The 14,454-nt window shown below is 70.5% G+C and carries 13 protein-coding genes; 8 read left to right on the top strand and 5 right to left on the bottom strand.

The features are described 5' to 3' along the window. Positions 1–12 precede the first annotated feature (12 nt). Positions 13–1,413 (bottom strand): extracellular solute-binding protein, encoded by a 1,401-nt coding sequence (locus ABZ470_RS15080; RefSeq protein ID WP_362911703.1) that lies wholly within the window; start codon positions 1,411–1,413, stop codon positions 13–15. A 276-nt stretch (positions 1,414–1,689) separates the two neighbouring features. On the opposite strand from ABZ470_RS15080, the gene ABZ470_RS15075 reads away from it, so the two are divergent. After that, a complete protein-coding gene (locus ABZ470_RS15075) occupies positions 1,690–2,850 on the top strand; it encodes an ROK family transcriptional regulator (protein WP_352011928.1) in 1,161 nt (386 codons plus the stop codon). A gap of 243 nt (positions 2,851–3,093) precedes the next feature. Then, positions 3,094–4,233 carry an ROK family protein gene (locus ABZ470_RS15070; RefSeq protein ID WP_352011927.1) on the top strand — a complete coding sequence of 380 codons (1,140 nt, stop codon included), beginning with the start codon at positions 3,094–3,096 and terminating at the stop codon, positions 4,231–4,233. Positions 4,234–4,330: 97 nt separating this feature from the next. Here ABZ470_RS15070 and ABZ470_RS15065 read toward each other — a convergent pair whose 3' ends face one another. The 4 genes from ABZ470_RS15065 to ABZ470_RS15050 all read right to left on the bottom strand — a co-directional run bounded on the left by ABZ470_RS15065 (position 4,331) and on the right by ABZ470_RS15050 (position 8,350). Next, positions 4,331–4,885: a hemerythrin domain-containing protein gene (locus ABZ470_RS15065; protein ID WP_362911702.1), complete on the bottom strand. Its 555-nt coding sequence runs from the start codon at positions 4,883–4,885 to the stop codon at positions 4,331–4,333. A gap of 254 nt (positions 4,886–5,139) precedes the next feature. After that, complete coding sequence (locus ABZ470_RS15060; protein ID WP_352011925.1) at positions 5,140–6,096, bottom strand: MBL fold metallo-hydrolase; 957 nt, start codon at positions 6,094–6,096, stop codon at positions 5,140–5,142. A gap of 29 nt (positions 6,097–6,125) precedes the next feature. After that, the gene (locus ABZ470_RS15055; protein ID WP_352011924.1) at positions 6,126–7,211 is read right to left on the bottom strand and encodes a mandelate racemase/muconate lactonizing enzyme family protein; all 1,086 of its coding nucleotides are present in this window, start codon (positions 7,209–7,211) and stop codon (positions 6,126–6,128) included. Continuing rightward, positions 7,208–8,350, bottom strand: coding sequence for an alpha/beta fold hydrolase (locus ABZ470_RS15050; RefSeq protein ID WP_362911701.1), 1,143 nt, complete (start codon positions 8,348–8,350; stop codon positions 7,208–7,210). Before ABZ470_RS15050 ends, ABZ470_RS15055 begins: the two co-directional genes overlap by 4 nt. A 179-nt stretch (positions 8,351–8,529) precedes the next feature. Here ABZ470_RS15050 and ABZ470_RS15045 point away from each other — a divergent pair, with 179 nt between their 5' ends. The 6 genes from ABZ470_RS15045 to ABZ470_RS15020 all read left to right on the top strand — a co-directional run bounded on the left by ABZ470_RS15045 (position 8,530) and on the right by ABZ470_RS15020 (position 14,322). Continuing rightward, positions 8,530–9,186 (top strand): peroxiredoxin-like family protein, encoded by a 657-nt coding sequence (locus ABZ470_RS15045; RefSeq protein ID WP_352011922.1) that lies wholly within the window; start codon positions 8,530–8,532, stop codon positions 9,184–9,186. A gap of 233 nt (positions 9,187–9,419) precedes the next feature. After that, positions 9,420–10,682 carry an ABC transporter substrate-binding protein gene (locus ABZ470_RS15040; RefSeq protein ID WP_362911700.1) on the top strand — a complete coding sequence of 421 codons (1,263 nt, stop codon included), beginning with the start codon at positions 9,420–9,422 and terminating at the stop codon, positions 10,680–10,682. Then, complete coding sequence (locus tag ABZ470_RS15035) at positions 10,679–11,482, top strand: ABC transporter ATP-binding protein (RefSeq protein WP_352011920.1); 804 nt, start codon at positions 10,679–10,681, stop codon at positions 11,480–11,482. Before ABZ470_RS15040 ends, ABZ470_RS15035 begins: the two co-directional genes overlap by 4 nt. Continuing rightward, positions 11,479–12,288, top strand: a complete 810-nt coding sequence (locus tag ABZ470_RS15030) for an ABC transporter ATP-binding protein (RefSeq protein WP_362911699.1) — start codon at positions 11,479–11,481, stop codon at positions 12,286–12,288. Before ABZ470_RS15035 ends, ABZ470_RS15030 begins: the two co-directional genes overlap by 4 nt. A gap of 11 nt (positions 12,289–12,299) precedes the next feature. After that, positions 12,300–13,199: a branched-chain amino acid ABC transporter permease gene (locus ABZ470_RS15025; protein WP_352011918.1), complete on the top strand. Its 900-nt coding sequence runs from the start codon at positions 12,300–12,302 to the stop codon at positions 13,197–13,199. A gap of 73 nt (positions 13,200–13,272) precedes the next feature. Next, on the top strand, positions 13,273–14,322 hold the full coding sequence (locus ABZ470_RS15020; protein WP_362776130.1) for a branched-chain amino acid ABC transporter permease: 1,050 nt from the start codon (positions 13,273–13,275) through the stop codon (positions 14,320–14,322). Positions 14,323–14,454: the final 132 nt, after the last annotated feature.

The following is a 14,454-nucleotide window of genomic DNA, read 5'->3' as shown; positions in this document are numbered from 1 at the left end:
CGGTGTCACGGCTCAGCCGCCGTTGCCCTGCGTCGCCGCGGTCTGGACCTGGTCCAGAACCGACTTGGTGTCCGCACCGGGGGTCAGCGCGGTGCCGAGCTGCGCCTCAAGGGTGCCCTGCGCCTTCGGGAAACCGGGGTCGGTCGACGGGTAGAACTTCGCGATCGGCAGCAGATCCAGGTACGGCGCGAAATCGGGCTCGTCCTTCAGGGCGGCGGACGCCGTCTTTGTGGTCGGCAGGAAGCCCTGGCTCGTCAGGAAGCGCACGTAGTTGTCGGTCTGGTAGAAGAAGTTCAGGAACTTCGACACGGCCTCCGTGTTGCCCGGGTTCTTGAACGACACCAGATAGTCCTGCACCCCCAGGGTGAACGGCTTGGTGCCCTTGTTCACCGGGATGGGGGCGATGCCGTAGTCGACGGTGGAGTTCCACTGCTTGAACAGGCTGGGGGCGAAGCTCGCACCCATGATCATGCCCGTCTGGCCGTTGGCGAACGGCCGGAAGACCCCGTCGGTGCGGTTCGTCTGACCCGGGTTCGGCTGTGTCACCTGGTAGACGTTGGCGAGGCAGCTGAGGAAGTTCAGGCTCTCGACGTTCCGATCGCTGCTGACGCTCCACTGGTCGTTCGACTTCCAGTCGCCGCCGTTGGACCACATCCACAGGGACCACTCGCCCTGGTTCTCCTCGCCGCCCAGTGGCAGGCCGTACCCGGTGTACCCGGCCGCCTTGATCTTCTGCGCCGCGACCACCAACTCGGCCCAGGTGGCCGGGGGCTTGTCGATCCCGGCCTTGGCGAAGATGTCCTTGTTGTAGAACAGCGCGCGGGTGCTGGCGATCAGAGGCAGGCCGTACTGGCTGCCCTTGTAGAAGCTGTTCTCCTTGAACGACGGGATGAAGTCGTTCCCGACCTCCGGGGAGACCAGTGAGTCGATCGGCTGGAGCAGTCCGTTCGCGGCCCATCCGGAGAACTTGTTCTGGTTGAGGACGTCCGGATACTGCTTGGTCTGGATCATCGTGCTGACCTGCTGGTCGATGTTGTTCCAGTCGATGATCCGGATGTTGACCTTGTATCCCGGGTTGGCCGCCTCGAACTTGCCCGCGAGGTCCTTCCAGTACGCCTCGGTGGTCCCGGTGTAGGCGCCGCCGACGAAGTTGATGGTCTTGCCGCTCGCCGCGGTCTTGGGCAGCCCGGTTCTGAGCGAGGCCTGCTGGACGTGGAGGCTCCGGCCGTCTCCGCCCGGCCGCTTCGGCGACGCGCCGGCGCCGGCCGCCGCCCCACTCGTGATCTTGTCGCAGCTCGCCTGGTCGAGGGCGGCCCCCGAGGCGGAGGGGCCACCCGCCGCACAACCCGTGGCTGCCAGCACCGTGCACGCACTCACCAGCGAGAACAGCTGAGCCCTGCGCCTTACTCTCATGTCACACCGTTTCCTGCTTGAAGCTCTACCTCGCCGGGGGTGGATCAGAGTCGCGAGGTTAGTTAAGGGTAACTACATACCCACCCCTGTCAATAGGTTTCGGTCTGCCGTATTAGATGGTTTAGGTGTCAACACATCAGGTAGATCGTTTGAGTTACGGATCCATGTCGCCCTCACCCGAACCGGTATGTCAGAATCCCGTACATACCTAGTGAGAGCGGTAGTGCGGTGTGGCCACCTAGCGAGACCCCCCGGTTCGGGCAGCCGACCGTCCTGATGACCGCGGTCAAGGCCGGGCGCGTCAACCAGGGCCGGGTACTGCAGGCGCTTCACGACCTCGGTCCGCTGTCCCGGGCCGATCTGGCCCGGTTGACCGGAGTCAGCCGGGCCACCATCGGATCGATCGTGCAGCCCCTCCTTGAGGGAGGGCTGCTCGTGGAGGGCGAACCACAACGCGGCGCCGCCCCCGGCGGCAAGCCTGCCCGTCCGCTGTGGTTCGCTCCGGACAGCCCGCCCCTGGCCGCGGTGCACCTGGTGCCCGGCTGGGTGGAGGCCGCGCTGGTGAGGGCGGACGGCGGGATCCTGGCCGTCGCCAGCGGGCGCTTCCGGGCCACCGCCCCCGCCGCCACGGTGGTCGACTGCGTGGTCGACCAGCTCAACGCGGTCCTCGCGGGGAGCACGGCCCGGGCCCTCGGCGTGGGCATCGCGGTCGGCGGCATCGTCGAGTCGACCAGCGGAACCATCGTCGCCTGCAACCTGATGCCGGAGCTCTCCGGCCTTCCGCTCGGTCCTCTGGTCTCCGAGCGGATCGGCCTGCCGGTCCACCTCGATCTGCACCCCCGGGCCCAGGCCATAGGCGACCGCTGGTCCGGTCCAGGCCGAGGCGAACAGTCCTTCGCCTCCATCTACATCGGTGAGGCGATCGGCGCGGGCCTGTTCCTCAACGGCGCCATCCACTGCGGACCCGCCGGGGCCGGCGGCGAGGTCGGGCACACCGTCGTGGACATCCGTGGACGAACCTGCCGATGCGGCCAGCGCGGCTGCTGGGAGACCGTCGCCACACGCGACTGGCTGCGTGAAGAGGCCGCCCGGCTGCGCCTACCGGCCGCGCGGGCGATGACCACGGCGCTGCTGGCCGGCCTGTCGGCCGCGGGCGACGCCGACGCCAGGGAGTTGTTCGAGCGGTACGCCCACAACATCGCCCTCGGTGTGGTGAACCTGCAGCAGATCCTCGCCCCGGGCCTGTTCATCCTGCACGGCGACGTGACCGCCGGTGGCGAGGCGCTGCGCGGCCGCGTCGAGCGGCAGGCACGCAGCCGCCTTCCCGCGCGGTCGGCGGCCGGACCGCAGATCACCTTCGGCCCCGCTCATGACCGCACCACCCTGCTCGGCGCAGCCGGTCTGGTGCTGTCCCGATCCTTCCCGCTCGTCGGCTGAACCCGCGCCCGGAGGAGGAGCACATGTCAGCGATCACGCGTCACAACGGTCACCGGCGCGAGCCGTATATTGAGGCGGGGGAAAGATCACGCACGACCACGCCCTGCCTGGGCGCGCCGCATTGGGTATTCCGTCTGGATCGAGAGGGGCTGTAGCGTGCCGTCGGATTGGACGCGCCCGGAGACACCTGCTCCGCCGCCCCGGCCTTACTCACCACTGATCTCCCCGAACACGGTCAGCCAGGTGAACCGCGCCCGGGTACTGCAGGCGCTCTACGACGTCGGCCCGCTGTCCCGCGCCGACCTGGCGCGGCTCACCGAGGTCAGCCGGGCGACGATCGGCTCCATCGTGCAGCCGATGATCGACAGCGAGATGCTGGCCGAGGGCGACCCCCAGCCCAGCAGCGCGGCCGGCGGCAAACCGTCGCGCCCGCTGTGGTTCTCTCCCAACAGCCCGCCCATCGCCGCCGTCCACCTGCTGCCCGGACACGTCGAGACCGCGCTCGTCAGCGCGGGCGGCACGATCCTGACCACGGCGAGACGCGAGTATCCGGCGGACACCCACGACACCGGCCTGGTCGTCGGCGCGGTCGCCGACGCGCTGGAGGAACTGTTCGCCCCGAACCGGCCGGCCGCCCTCGGCGTGGGCATCGCGGTCGGCGGCATGGTCAACACCGACAGCGGCACCATCGTGCAGGTCAACCTGGCTCCCGGTCTGGCGGGCCTGCCGCTCGGCCCGCTCATCGCCGACCGCACCGGCCTGCCCGTCTACGTCGACCTGCACCCGCGCGTCCAGGCTCTCGGTGACCGCTGGTTCGGGCAGGGACGCGGCCTGTCCACCTTCGCCTCGCTCTACGCCGGAGAGGCGCTCGGCGTGGGACTGGTGCTGAACGGTTCGGTACACCGCGGGCCCGGCGGCGCGGGCGGCGAGATCGGGCACAGCATCGTGCAGGTCGACGGCCTCCCCTGCCACTGCGGTCAGCGCGGCTGCTGGGAGACCATCGCCACACACCGCTGGTTACGCGAGGAGGCGGCCCGGCTCAATCTGCCCTCGGCGCCCACGTTGACGGTCGGGCCGCTGACCCGCCTCGCCGCCAAGGGCCACCCCGGGGCGGCGCAGCTGTTCGACCGGTACGTCGACAACCTCGCCGTCGGTATCACGAACATCCAGCAGATCCTCGCCCCCGGCCTGTTCATCCTGCACGGCGACGTGGTCGCGGGCGGCGAGGCGCTGCGCGGCAAGATCGAGCGGCAGGTACGTCAGCGCACCGCCGCCCATCCGGGCAGCCAGCCGCAGATCGCGTTCTCCGCCCTGCACGACGACTCCACCCTCCTCGGCGCCGCCGGGCTCGTGCTCTCCCACTTCCTCCAGCTCACCCCCTGAGGCGGCCTCCCGGGACCGGACCCACGAGGACGTCCGCGCGCCGTACGGCCCGCGGCCGTCGGGAAGCCGTAGGGGGCACGGACCGTTCGCCGACGCCTCAGCCTCCGAGGGCGGCGAGCAGTTCGTCCTTGGTCATGGAGCCGTAGCCCTCGACGCCCTTCTTCCTGGCCTGTTCGACCAGTTCCTCCTTGGTGCGGCCCTTCGGCCTGGGCGGCTTGGCGAGTTCCTCGGCCTTGGCCTGGCTGAAGGCCCGGCCCATCGCGGCCAGCCTGTCGGCGGAGAGGGCCTTGGCCATGGCGGGGAGGATGTCGCTCTCCTCCTCCTCGACGTGGTGCTCGACCGCCTTGACCAGCCGCTCCAGCGCGGTCGTGAACTCCGGCCGGTCGGGGTCGGCCTCCATGAGGGCGGCCAGGAGTTCCTCGGCCTCGTGGTGTTCCCCGATCCCGTGGCGGACCTCGCCGCGCTCACCGGGATCTGCCTTGGCCAGTTCGGGGTAGACCCGGGTCTCCTCGGCTCGGGCGTGCGCGACGAACTTCGCGGCCAGCTCCGCCACCAGGGCGGGCCGGTTCTCCGGCTGGCTCCTCAGCCTCTCGAAGATCGTCTCGACGTCGCGGTGGTCGGCCATGATCAGCTCGATGACGTTCTGGGGCATGTTCGTCTCCTCGGTCTCAGGAACGGGCCCTGGCGGACACCCGGCGATCGGCTTTCTTGATCGCCTCAACCGGTTCCGCCCCTACCCGCCGTCGCCTCCTGAAACCTCCGGAACCCGGCCACGCGGTGTGCTTCTTCAGACGGCGGTCCGCGGCGGACCGCCGTCTCCTGAGACCGGGCGTACCGGCACCCTCACGGGCCACGTCCCAGGTCGTGACCGGGCGGGGTGCCGGAGTCCGACCGGCCGGGCGGCGCTCAGCCCGTGAGGCGGTCCCAGACCTGGCGGTCACGCTCCGGGGTCCAGATGCCGGGGGCCTGTCCGTCGAGCTCCTCCCAGGCGCGCCAGGTGTCGAAGACCATGGCGTGCTCGAAGACCGGCATGCCGCCGTATACGGGCAGCAGGGCCTCGCGGGCCGCCACGTACGCCTGTTCGACCGTGCCGCCACCCTCCTTGACCTTCTCCACGGCGGTCATCAGCGTGCTGAGGAAGTCACGGGTCAGCTCGACGGCACGCTGGGAGGCGGCACGGTCATGGGCGATCTCGCCGCGTCCGCCCACCAGGATCTCCACGTCGAGCGCCTTGACCCGGTCGAGCGTGGTGGTCATCCACTCCCGGTGGTAGGCGTCGCCGGTGTAGACGGCCGAGCCGTTCTCCACCAGGTCACCCGCGAAAAGGACCTTCGACTTGGGCACGTAGGCGTAGATGTCACCGGAGGTGTGCGCGTTGCCCGCCCAGGCCAGTTCGACGGTGCCGCGATCGCCGCCCAGTTCGATCGACATGTGGTCGTCGAAGGTGAGGGTCGGCCAGGTCAGGCCGGGGATGGTCTCGTGACCGGCGAACAGCCTCGGCATCCGGCCGAACTCGACGTCCCAGTCCTCCTTGCCGCGCTCGACGATGAGCCGCCTGGTCTCGGTGTGCGTGATGATCTCCTGCGCGTCGAACCCGGCGGCACCGAGCACGCGTACCGCGTGGTAGTGCGACAGGACCAGGTACCTGACCGGCTTGTCGGTGTGCTGACGCAGCTGCGCGAGCCAGCGCCTGGCCATCACGGGGGTGGCACGGGCCTCGAAACAGACCAGGAAGTCCTCGCCCTCGATGGCGCCCACGTTCGGGTCGCCGCCCGTGGTCAGGGCGTACACGCCGTCGGCGAGGACCTCCAGGATCTCGGGCTTCTCCTCGGTGTCGCCGGTGGAGGCGAATGGCTTGGACACGGTGTGCTCCTTCTTGTCGTGGTGGTTCGTCAGGCGTGCCGGAGGCGGTCCAGCGCGGCGCCGTCCCACAACATCCCGTGGCCGGGACGGTCCGGCGGAGCCGCCACACCACCGCTGACCGGCAGGGTCTCGGCGAGCACCTCGTCGATCAGCGGGAAGTGCTCGACGTAGGCGCAGTTGGGTACGGCCGCCGCCAGGTTGATGTGCAGCTCCGGCAGGAAGTGGGGGGTGAGCACGGCGCCGAACACCTCGGCCACCGCGCTGATCCGCAGCCATTCGGTGACGCCCCCGCACAGCGGCACGTCGGGCTGGAGCACGGACGCGGCGCCCTCGCGCAGGTAGTTCGCGAACTCGTGCCGGCCGTGCAGGTGCTCGCCGACCGCGACGGGGACGCCCTGACGGGCGGCGAGCTGGGCGTGCCCCGCCAGGTCGTCGGAGGGCAGCGGCTCCTCGATCCAGTAGACGCCGAGGTCGTCGAGGCGGCGGCCGAGCCACACCGCGGTGGGCAGGTCGAGCCGCTCGTTGCAGTCGACCATGATCCGCAGGTCGTCGCCGAGCGCCTCGCGTACGGCGCGCACCCGCGCCACGTCCTCCTCGGCGCGGCGGGCGCCCACGCGCAGCTTCACCGCGTCGTAACCTTCGGCGACGTACCGGCGGGAGCCCTCGATCAGCTCGTCCACCGTCATCGCGTGGGTTGAGCGGCCGCTGCCGTACACCGGGACGGTGTCGGTGTGCGCGCCGATGTAACGGTAGAGGGGCAGCTCGGCGCGGCGGGCGCGCAGGTCCCACACGGCGATGTCGGCGGCCGAAAGCGCGGGCAGCGCGACGCCCCTGCCCAGTCTGCGGGTCGCGGCGGTGATCTCGTGCCAGCGGCGCGGCCAGGCGTCGAGGGGGGTGCCCTCGGCCATCTCCTTGACCAGGCCGGTGAGCAGGGCGTACAGGGCTTCGGCGCCGCCGGTCAGCGCGTAGGTGAAGCCGGTGCCCGTGGCGCCCTCGTCGTCGGTGAGGGTGACGTGGAGCAGGTCGACCCGGGTGGCGCCGGAGCCGCCGCGTCCCGCGCCGAGCGGGACGCGCACCCAGGCCGTGCTCAGGTCGGCGATCGTCGGACGGTTCACAGGACCTTTCCAATCCAGCCGATCAGGGCGTCGGCCATGACCGCGGTGAGCTCGGGCTGGCCGTTGAGGTAGTGACGGCCGCCCTCCACCGCGGTGAGTGTCTTGTTGTCGTGCGGCACCGCCTCGTACAGCTGGCGGGCGTGGGAGGGGAAGCACGCCTGGTCGGCGGTGCCGTAGATGACGTGCACGGGGACGTCCACGGTGGCGAGCCGGGCGGGGCCGTCGCCGTTGGAGGTGCGGATGGACCACTGCGACAGCCATGAGCGCAGGCTGGTCAGGTGGCCGAGGGTGGTGGGCCGCAGGTTCGCCTCGTAGGGCTCCCCCCACAGGGTGCCCGGCGCGCGGTCGGACGGGTCGATGGACAGGTCCACGTTACGCGGGTCGGCGCAGGTGGCGTGGATCCTGATGGGCAGGTCGGTGACCCTGCCTCCGGCTCGCTCGGTGAGTGCGCCGAGCCGGGCGACGACCGCGTCGGTGATCCGCTCGTTGCGTGCCCGCTGCGCCTCGCGGTAGCGGGCCAGCCACTCCTCCCGGTACGGCGGGCCGTTGTGCGCGGCGAACATGTCGAGTTCGGGGTCGCGGTCGAAGGGGTCGTCCTCGTCGCGTACCGCGGGGTCGAGCCATTCGACGAGAAGGTTGGCCCGGCCGGGGTGGGCCATCAGCATGACCAGGGCGTCGGCGGGCGGCAGGTGGGCCTTGGTCAGGTCGGGGCCGCCGCCGTAGGGCGCGGAGGTGATGGTGGCGTTGCGCGCCTGCTCCTGGTAGAGGGCGACGAGCCCGCCGCCGCCGGAGTTGCCGACGAGGACGACCTTCTCGTACCCCTCGGCGCGCAGGTGGCCGACGACGGAGGCGATGTCGAGTACGCAGTTCTCCAGCAGCAGCACCGAGTCGTTGCCGAGGTAGCGGGTCGTCATGGCCACCGCGTCGACCCCGCGCTCGGCCCACGCCCCGAGCGCGTAGTGCCCGAGGAAGTTGGAGGAGGGGTGGACCACCACCACGGCGGTGTCGGCGCGCCGGCCGGGGTTCGCGCGGACCCGGGAGCACCACAGCACTCCCGCCATCCGGGCCACGCCCGAGTAGACCTCCGAGGCCGCGGCCGCCGTCCCGATGGGAACGGTGAGCAGCTCCCGCTCAGCCATGTCCTGACCACCTCACCCGCGTTCGATTAACGGTTACTGTCACCATATATCGGTATCGCTCACCCTAGCGCACACCCTCACGTCTTGACAGGGGCGCGACCGGGTTCCGAGGATGCACGTAACCGAAGTGCACAAAAAACGAACATCGCAACCGAATAACGGTCAAGGAGTTGGCGCCGGTGCAATCGCTCAACGAGATCCTCGCGGCCAAGGCCGCATCGGTCCAACGGCCCGAGGAGGCCAAACGCGCCATCAACGAGGCGTTCGCCGAGATCGAGGCCGCCGGCCTCGTCCCCGGGGTGAAGGTCGGAGAGCAGGCGCCCGACTTCACGCTGCCCAACGCGGTGGGAGCCAAGGTACGACTCCGCGACCGGCTCGCCGAGGGACCGGTCGTCCTGATCTTCTATCGCGGTTCATGGTGCCCGTACTGCAACCTTGAGCTGGCCGCCTACCAGGCGGCCCTGCCCGAGTTCCGTGAGGCGGGGGCACGGCTGGTGGCGGTGAGCCCGCAGCTGCCCGACGACGCGCTGTCGATGCAGGAGAGGCACGACCTGGCCTACGACGTGCTCTCCGACGCCGACCAGGAGGTCATGGCCGCCTACCGGGTGCGGTTCGAGCTGCCCGAGGAGATCAAACCGCATCTGCTGGACGTCACCGCGGCGGCACTGGCCCGTCAGCAGCCCGACGGCCGCTGGAGCCTTCCCGTGCCCGCGACGTTCGTGCTCGACCCCTCCGGCGTGGTGCGGGCCCGGCACGTGACGATGAACTACCGGACACGGATGGAGCCCGCCGACGCCCTGCGGGCCGTGCGCGAGATCCGCGCGTCCGCCGGCTGATCACCTCCCCTCCCCCGGGGCGGTGAGACGGCCGTTTCACCGCCCCGCATCATTCCTGTTGCCGTTCGGCCACCCTCTTGACACACCAGATGGGCCACAGCACGATAGTCGAACGGTTTAACCGAATATCGGTTGCGGGCCGTTCTCTCCCCATCGACCACAACGTGATCTCTACTGCCTGCGGCCACGCGTTTCCGACGGACGCGGACCCGTACCGGCACGAAAGGGGACGCATGCCATCCCACACGCTCCGCATGGCCGCCGCGCTGGGCGCCGCGGCTCTCGCCATCACCACCGTGACCGCCTGTTCCACCAAGGCGCAGACCAGTTCCGACACCTCCGGTGGCATGCCCACGGGGCCTGGTGTGGACGGCTCCACGATCAACCTGGGTCTGCTCACCGACGTCACCGGCCCGTTCGCCGCGATCGACAAGCAGCAGAACCTGGGCGTGAAACTCTACTGGGACGCCAAGAACGCCGCGGGCGGCGTCTGTGACGGCCGCAAGGTCAACCTGGTGACCCGGGACCACGGATACGACCCGCAGAAGGCGGTGTCCCTGTACTCCGACCTGTCGCAGCAGGTCCTCGCCCTGCAGATCACCGTCGGCTCGCCCACCACGCTCGCCGTACTGCCCAAGCTGGAGCAGGACCGCATGCTCGCGGTGTCCATGGGCTGGTCCCCCAGCGTCAAGGACAGCGAATCGATCATCATCCCCGGCACCACGTACGACATCGAGATGGTGAACGCGGTCGACTACCTGATCGAGCAGAAGAAGCTCGCCAAGGGCGACAAGATCGGTTACATCCACCTCAAGGGCGACTACGGCGAGCCCGGCCTGGCGGGGGCCACCTTCGCCGCCGAGGCCAACGGCATCTCCGTGGTCAGCCAGCAGATCGACCCGACGGTCAGCGACCTCTCCGGGCAGGTCAAGCAGATGGCCGGGGAGGGTGTCAAGGCGCTGTTCCTGAGCGCGTCAGGACGGCAGGTCTCCTCCGCGGTGGCCGTCGCCGACGTGGAGGGCCTGGACGTGCCGATCGTGGCGGCCTCCCCCGGCTTCTCCCCCGAGTCGCTGACCACCGGTGCGGGAGCGGCCATGGAGAAGAACATGCTCGTGGTCAGCTCCGCCGCGCCGTTCGCCGGCGAGGGCACCGGCCCCGAGCAGGTCAGGAACCTGTACGCGAAGTCCGGCGAGAAGTCGATCACGCCCAGCCTGTGGGTGACGCTCGGCTACGCGGCGTCGAGCGTGATGGACCAGGCCATCACCCAGGCGTGCGAGAACAAGGACCTCACCAGGGAGGGCCTGGCCAAGGCCTTCCGGCAGAAGGGCGTCTACGACACCCAGCAGACCACCGTGCCGCTGGACTTCTCCAAGCCGGGCGTCTCGCCGTCCACCAAGACCTTCGTCATGAAGCCGTCCAAGAGCGCCGAGGGCGGGCTGGAACTGGTCCAGAGCGGCTACACCGGTCCGGACACGGCGAAGTTCCAGGCGCGATGACCGCTCGGGCCACAGACGATCCGCTGCTCTCGGTGCGCGGCCTCGGGGTCCGCTACGGGGACGCGGTGACCGCCCTGCGGGACGTCAGCGTGGACGTCCCGCACGGCGGCATCGTGGCGGTGCTCGGCAGCAACGGCGCGGGAAAGTCCACGCTGCTGCGCGCCGTCTCCGGAGTGCTGGCAGGCCAGGCAGGCCGGATGACCGGCGGTGAGATCACGTTCGCCGGCGCCCGCATCGACGGTGTGGGCGCCGAGCGCCGGGTCAAGTCCGGCATCGTGCAGGTCCCCGAAGGACGTCGTGTGTTCGGCCGCCTGACCGTCGAGGAGAACCTGCGGGCGGGCAGGTACGGCAACCCGAAGGGCAGGCGGCCCGGCGACCTGGAACGGGTGTACGAGCTGTTCCCCGTGCTCGGCGAGCGCAGGGGGCAGACCGCGGGCCTGCTGTCCGGCGGCGAGCAGCAGATGCTGGCCATCGGGCGGGCCCTGATGGCCGAGCCCCGGCTGCTGCTCCTGGACGAGCCGTCCCTGGGACTCGCGCCCAAGATCATCGACAGGATCGTGGACCTGCTGCGCGAGATCCACAGGCAGGGCACGGCGATGCTCGTCGTCGAGCAGAACGCGGCGGTGGCACTGGAGCTCGCCGACCACGCGTACGTGCTCGCCGTGGGCGAGGTGGCGATCGAGGGCCCGGCCGAACGCCTGCGCGGCGACGACCGGGTGCGCCGCCTGTACCTGGGAGGAGAGCCCGACGAGGAGGACGCGGCCACGATTCCCGCCGAAGCACAGGGAGGGACGGCATGACGGCACCCGGAGCCCGCCTGCAGGTCAGCGACGTCACCATCAGGTTCGCCGGGGTGACGGCGCTCGACGGGGTCACCTTCACCGCCGAACCCGGCACGATCCACGCGGTGATCGGTCCGAACGGAGCGGGCAAGTCGTCCCTGTTCAACGTGCTGTCCGGGATCTACAAACCCGCCCGGGGCAGCGTGCTCGTGGACGGCGGCGAACTGGTCGGGCTCGCCCCGCATCGGGTCACCGGCCTGGGAGTCGGCCGGGCGTTCCAGAACGCGTCCATGTTCGCGGGGCTGACCGTGGAGGAGAACCTGCTGCTCGGCCGGCACCGGCTGGGCAGGGGCGGGGTGTTCGGCGCCGGGCTGCGCCTTCCCCATGCCCGCCGCTCCGAGCGGGAGGCCAGGGCCAAGGTACGCGAGGTCGCCGAGTTCCTCGGGGTCGACCACCTGCTCGCGCTGCCCGCGGCCGAACTCCCCTACGGCGAGGCCAAGCGGGTGGACATCGCACGCGCCCTGGCCACCGAGCCGCGGCTGCTGCTGCTCGACGAACCGGCGGCCGGCATGCACACGCACGAGAAGATCGCCGTCCGCGACACCATCCGCAGGATCGCCGCCGAACAGCGGATCACGGTCCTGCTGGTCGAGCACGACATGGGGCTGGTGATGGGCATCTCCGAGCAGGTCACCGTGCTCGACTTCGGTCAGGTCGTGCTCACCGGGCCGCCCGACCAGGTGACCGCGCACGAGGCGGTCATCGCCGCCTACCTCGGCAGGGCCGCAGAAAAGGAACGTTCCGAGTCCGAGCCGCCATCCTAGGAGCCGGTTTCATGGCACAACTTCTCTCGATGCTGGTGGAGGGCGCGTCACTCGGTGCCGTGTACGCGCTCGTCGCCCTGGGCATCGTCGTCGTCTACAAGTCCTCCAGCGTGGTCAACTTCGCCCAGCCGAGCCTGCTGATGTTCGGCACGTACGTGCTGGCCAGCGCGTACACCCTGCACGGGCTGTCGTTCTGGGTGGCGCTCCCGCTGGGCGTGGCCGCGGCCGCGGTCCTGGCCGTGCTGATCGACCGCCTGCTGGTCAGCAGGTTCCGCAAGACGCACGCGGTGGTCGCGGCGAGCATCATGACCATCGGCCTCGACGTGGTGCTGCTGACCGAGACCGACCGGCGGATCGGCTCGCAGATCCTCACCACCGGTGACCCGTGGGGCAACGCCGTGGTGCGGTTCCTGGGCATCGGCGTCGCCGAGGCGCGGATCGCCGCGCTGGTCGTCGGCGCGCTGCTGCTGGTGCTCTTCCAGCTGTGGCTGCACCGCAGCGACTTCGGCGTGGCGATGCGGGCCACCGCCGAGGACCCGGAGACGGCGTCCCTGATGGGCATCCGGCTCGGCCGGGTCTCGGCCACGGCGTGGGCCGTGGCCGGTGCCCTGGCCGTGTGCGCGGGGCTGTTCATCGTGGCCTATCCGAGCCCGGGTCTGGACACCTCGGTCGAGGCCGTGGCGCTGCGCGCGCTGCCCGCCGCGATCATCGGCGGCCTGGACTCCACCACCGGCGCCATCGCCGGAGGGCTGCTGGTCGGGCTGAGCGAGGTCCTGGTCCGCGGGTACGGAGAGTACCTGACGTTCCTCGGCCAGGGGTTCGAGGAGGCCGCGCCGTACGTGTTGATGCTGGTGGTGCTGCTGATCAGGCCCGCCGGGCTGTTCGGGATACGGGAGGCCGTCCGTGTTTAAGCCGGCGAACACATCAGAGGAGACACGGCGCGGTGCGCTCGCGGGGGTCCGGTGGCGGGCTCCGGTCGCGGTCGTGGCGGGCGTCGTCCTGCTCGCCATCCCGCTGTACGCCGACCGGTTCTGGCTCAATCTGGGCTCCTTCGCCTTCGCCGCCGCCATCGGCGCGGTCGGGCTGATGATCCTGGTCGGCCGGGTCGGTCAGCTCTCCCTCGCGCACTCGTTCTTCCTGGCCGTGGGCGCCTACGGGTACATCTGGCTCGGCTCACCGGCGAAGGAGGGCTCCTGGGGGCTCGGCCTGCCCAGCCTGCCCGCCGCGGTGATCGCGGTGGCGCTGGCAGGACTGGCGGGGCTGGCCTTCAGCCCGCTGGCCGGCCGGCTGAAGGGCATCTACCTGGGGGTCGCGTCGCTGGCGCTGGTGTTCATCGGCCAGCACGTGCTGTTCACCGCCGAGCCGCTCACCGGTGGTTACAACGGGCGTAACGTGCCCGAGCTGACCGTCGGCTCGTTCCAGGTGCTCGGCGCCGAGCCCGAGCTCTCGCTGCTCGGGGTGCCGCTGCGCCAGGCCGAGCGCGGGTGGTACGTCACCCTGATCATCCTGGTGCTGACCACGGTGTTCGCCGTGCTGGTACTGCGCAGCCGGGTGGGCAGGGCGTTCGCCGCGGTCCGCGACGGCGAGGTGCACGCGGCGGCGCTCGGCGTGCGGGTGGCGTGGTACCGGTCGGTCGCCTTCACCCTGTCGAGTGTGTACGCGGGACTCGCCGGCGTGCTGCTGGCCCTGCTGTTCCAGCGGGTGGTGCCCGAGTACTGGGACCTGTTCCTGTCGCTGGAGTACCTGGCGATGGTCGTGATCGGCGGGCAGGCGTCGGTGGCGGGAGCCATCGCGGGCGCGGCGTTCGTGTCCTCGCTGCCGCTGCTCCTGCAGCGCTACAGCGACGCGATCCCGGGCATGGGCGGCGCGGTGTCCGACTTCGGGCCCGCCTACGTCGCGCAGATCATGTACGGCGGGCTGATCGTGGTCATCCTGTTCTACGAGCCCAGAGGGCTGGCCGCGCTGGCCACCCGGGCGCGTAAGGCGCTGACGTCCCGCCGTCCCGTCCCGGCCGACCACGCGGCGCCGTCGTGACGGCCCTCATGGGCCCGTCATGATGCCCTCATGACGGGCCCATGAGGGCGTCATGACGGCCTTCCCGCTCAGAAGGGCCCCGCGACCGTGGTCGCGGGGCCAGGTAGGGAGTGCGGGGGGGTGGGGAAGTGT

The sequence above is a fragment of the Streptosporangium sp. NPDC020072 genome, from assembly GCF_040631445.1.
GTDB lineage: Bacteria > Actinomycetota > Actinomycetes > Streptosporangiales > Streptosporangiaceae > Streptosporangium.
The sequence above is the reverse complement of the archived record's forward strand: the minus strand, read 5'-3'. Positions and strand labels throughout refer to the sequence as shown.

Coding starts and splice junctions, on each gene's coding strand:
- ABZ470_RS15065 (WP_362911702.1), bottom strand. CDS start 4,885: ATGCCCCAGAACGTCATCGAGCTGATCATGGCCGACCACCGCGACGTC.
- ABZ470_RS15040 (WP_362911700.1), top strand. CDS start 9,420: ATGCCATCCCACACGCTCCGCATGGCCGCCGCGCTGGGCGCCGCGGCT.
- ABZ470_RS15080 (WP_362911703.1), bottom strand. CDS start 1,413: ATGAGAGTAAGGCGCAGGGCTCAGCTGTTCTCGCTGGTGAGTGCGTGC.
- ABZ470_RS15050 (WP_362911701.1), bottom strand. CDS start 8,350: ATGGCTGAGCGGGAGCTGCTCACCGTTCCCATCGGGACGGCGGCCGCG.
- ABZ470_RS15075 (WP_352011928.1), top strand. CDS start 1,690: ATGACCGCGGTCAAGGCCGGGCGCGTCAACCAGGGCCGGGTACTGCAG.
- ABZ470_RS15025 (WP_352011918.1), top strand. CDS start 12,300: ATGGCACAACTTCTCTCGATGCTGGTGGAGGGCGCGTCACTCGGTGCC.
- ABZ470_RS15030 (WP_362911699.1), top strand. CDS start 11,479: ATGACGGCACCCGGAGCCCGCCTGCAGGTCAGCGACGTCACCATCAGG.
- ABZ470_RS15035 (WP_352011920.1), top strand. CDS start 10,679: ATGACCGCTCGGGCCACAGACGATCCGCTGCTCTCGGTGCGCGGCCTC.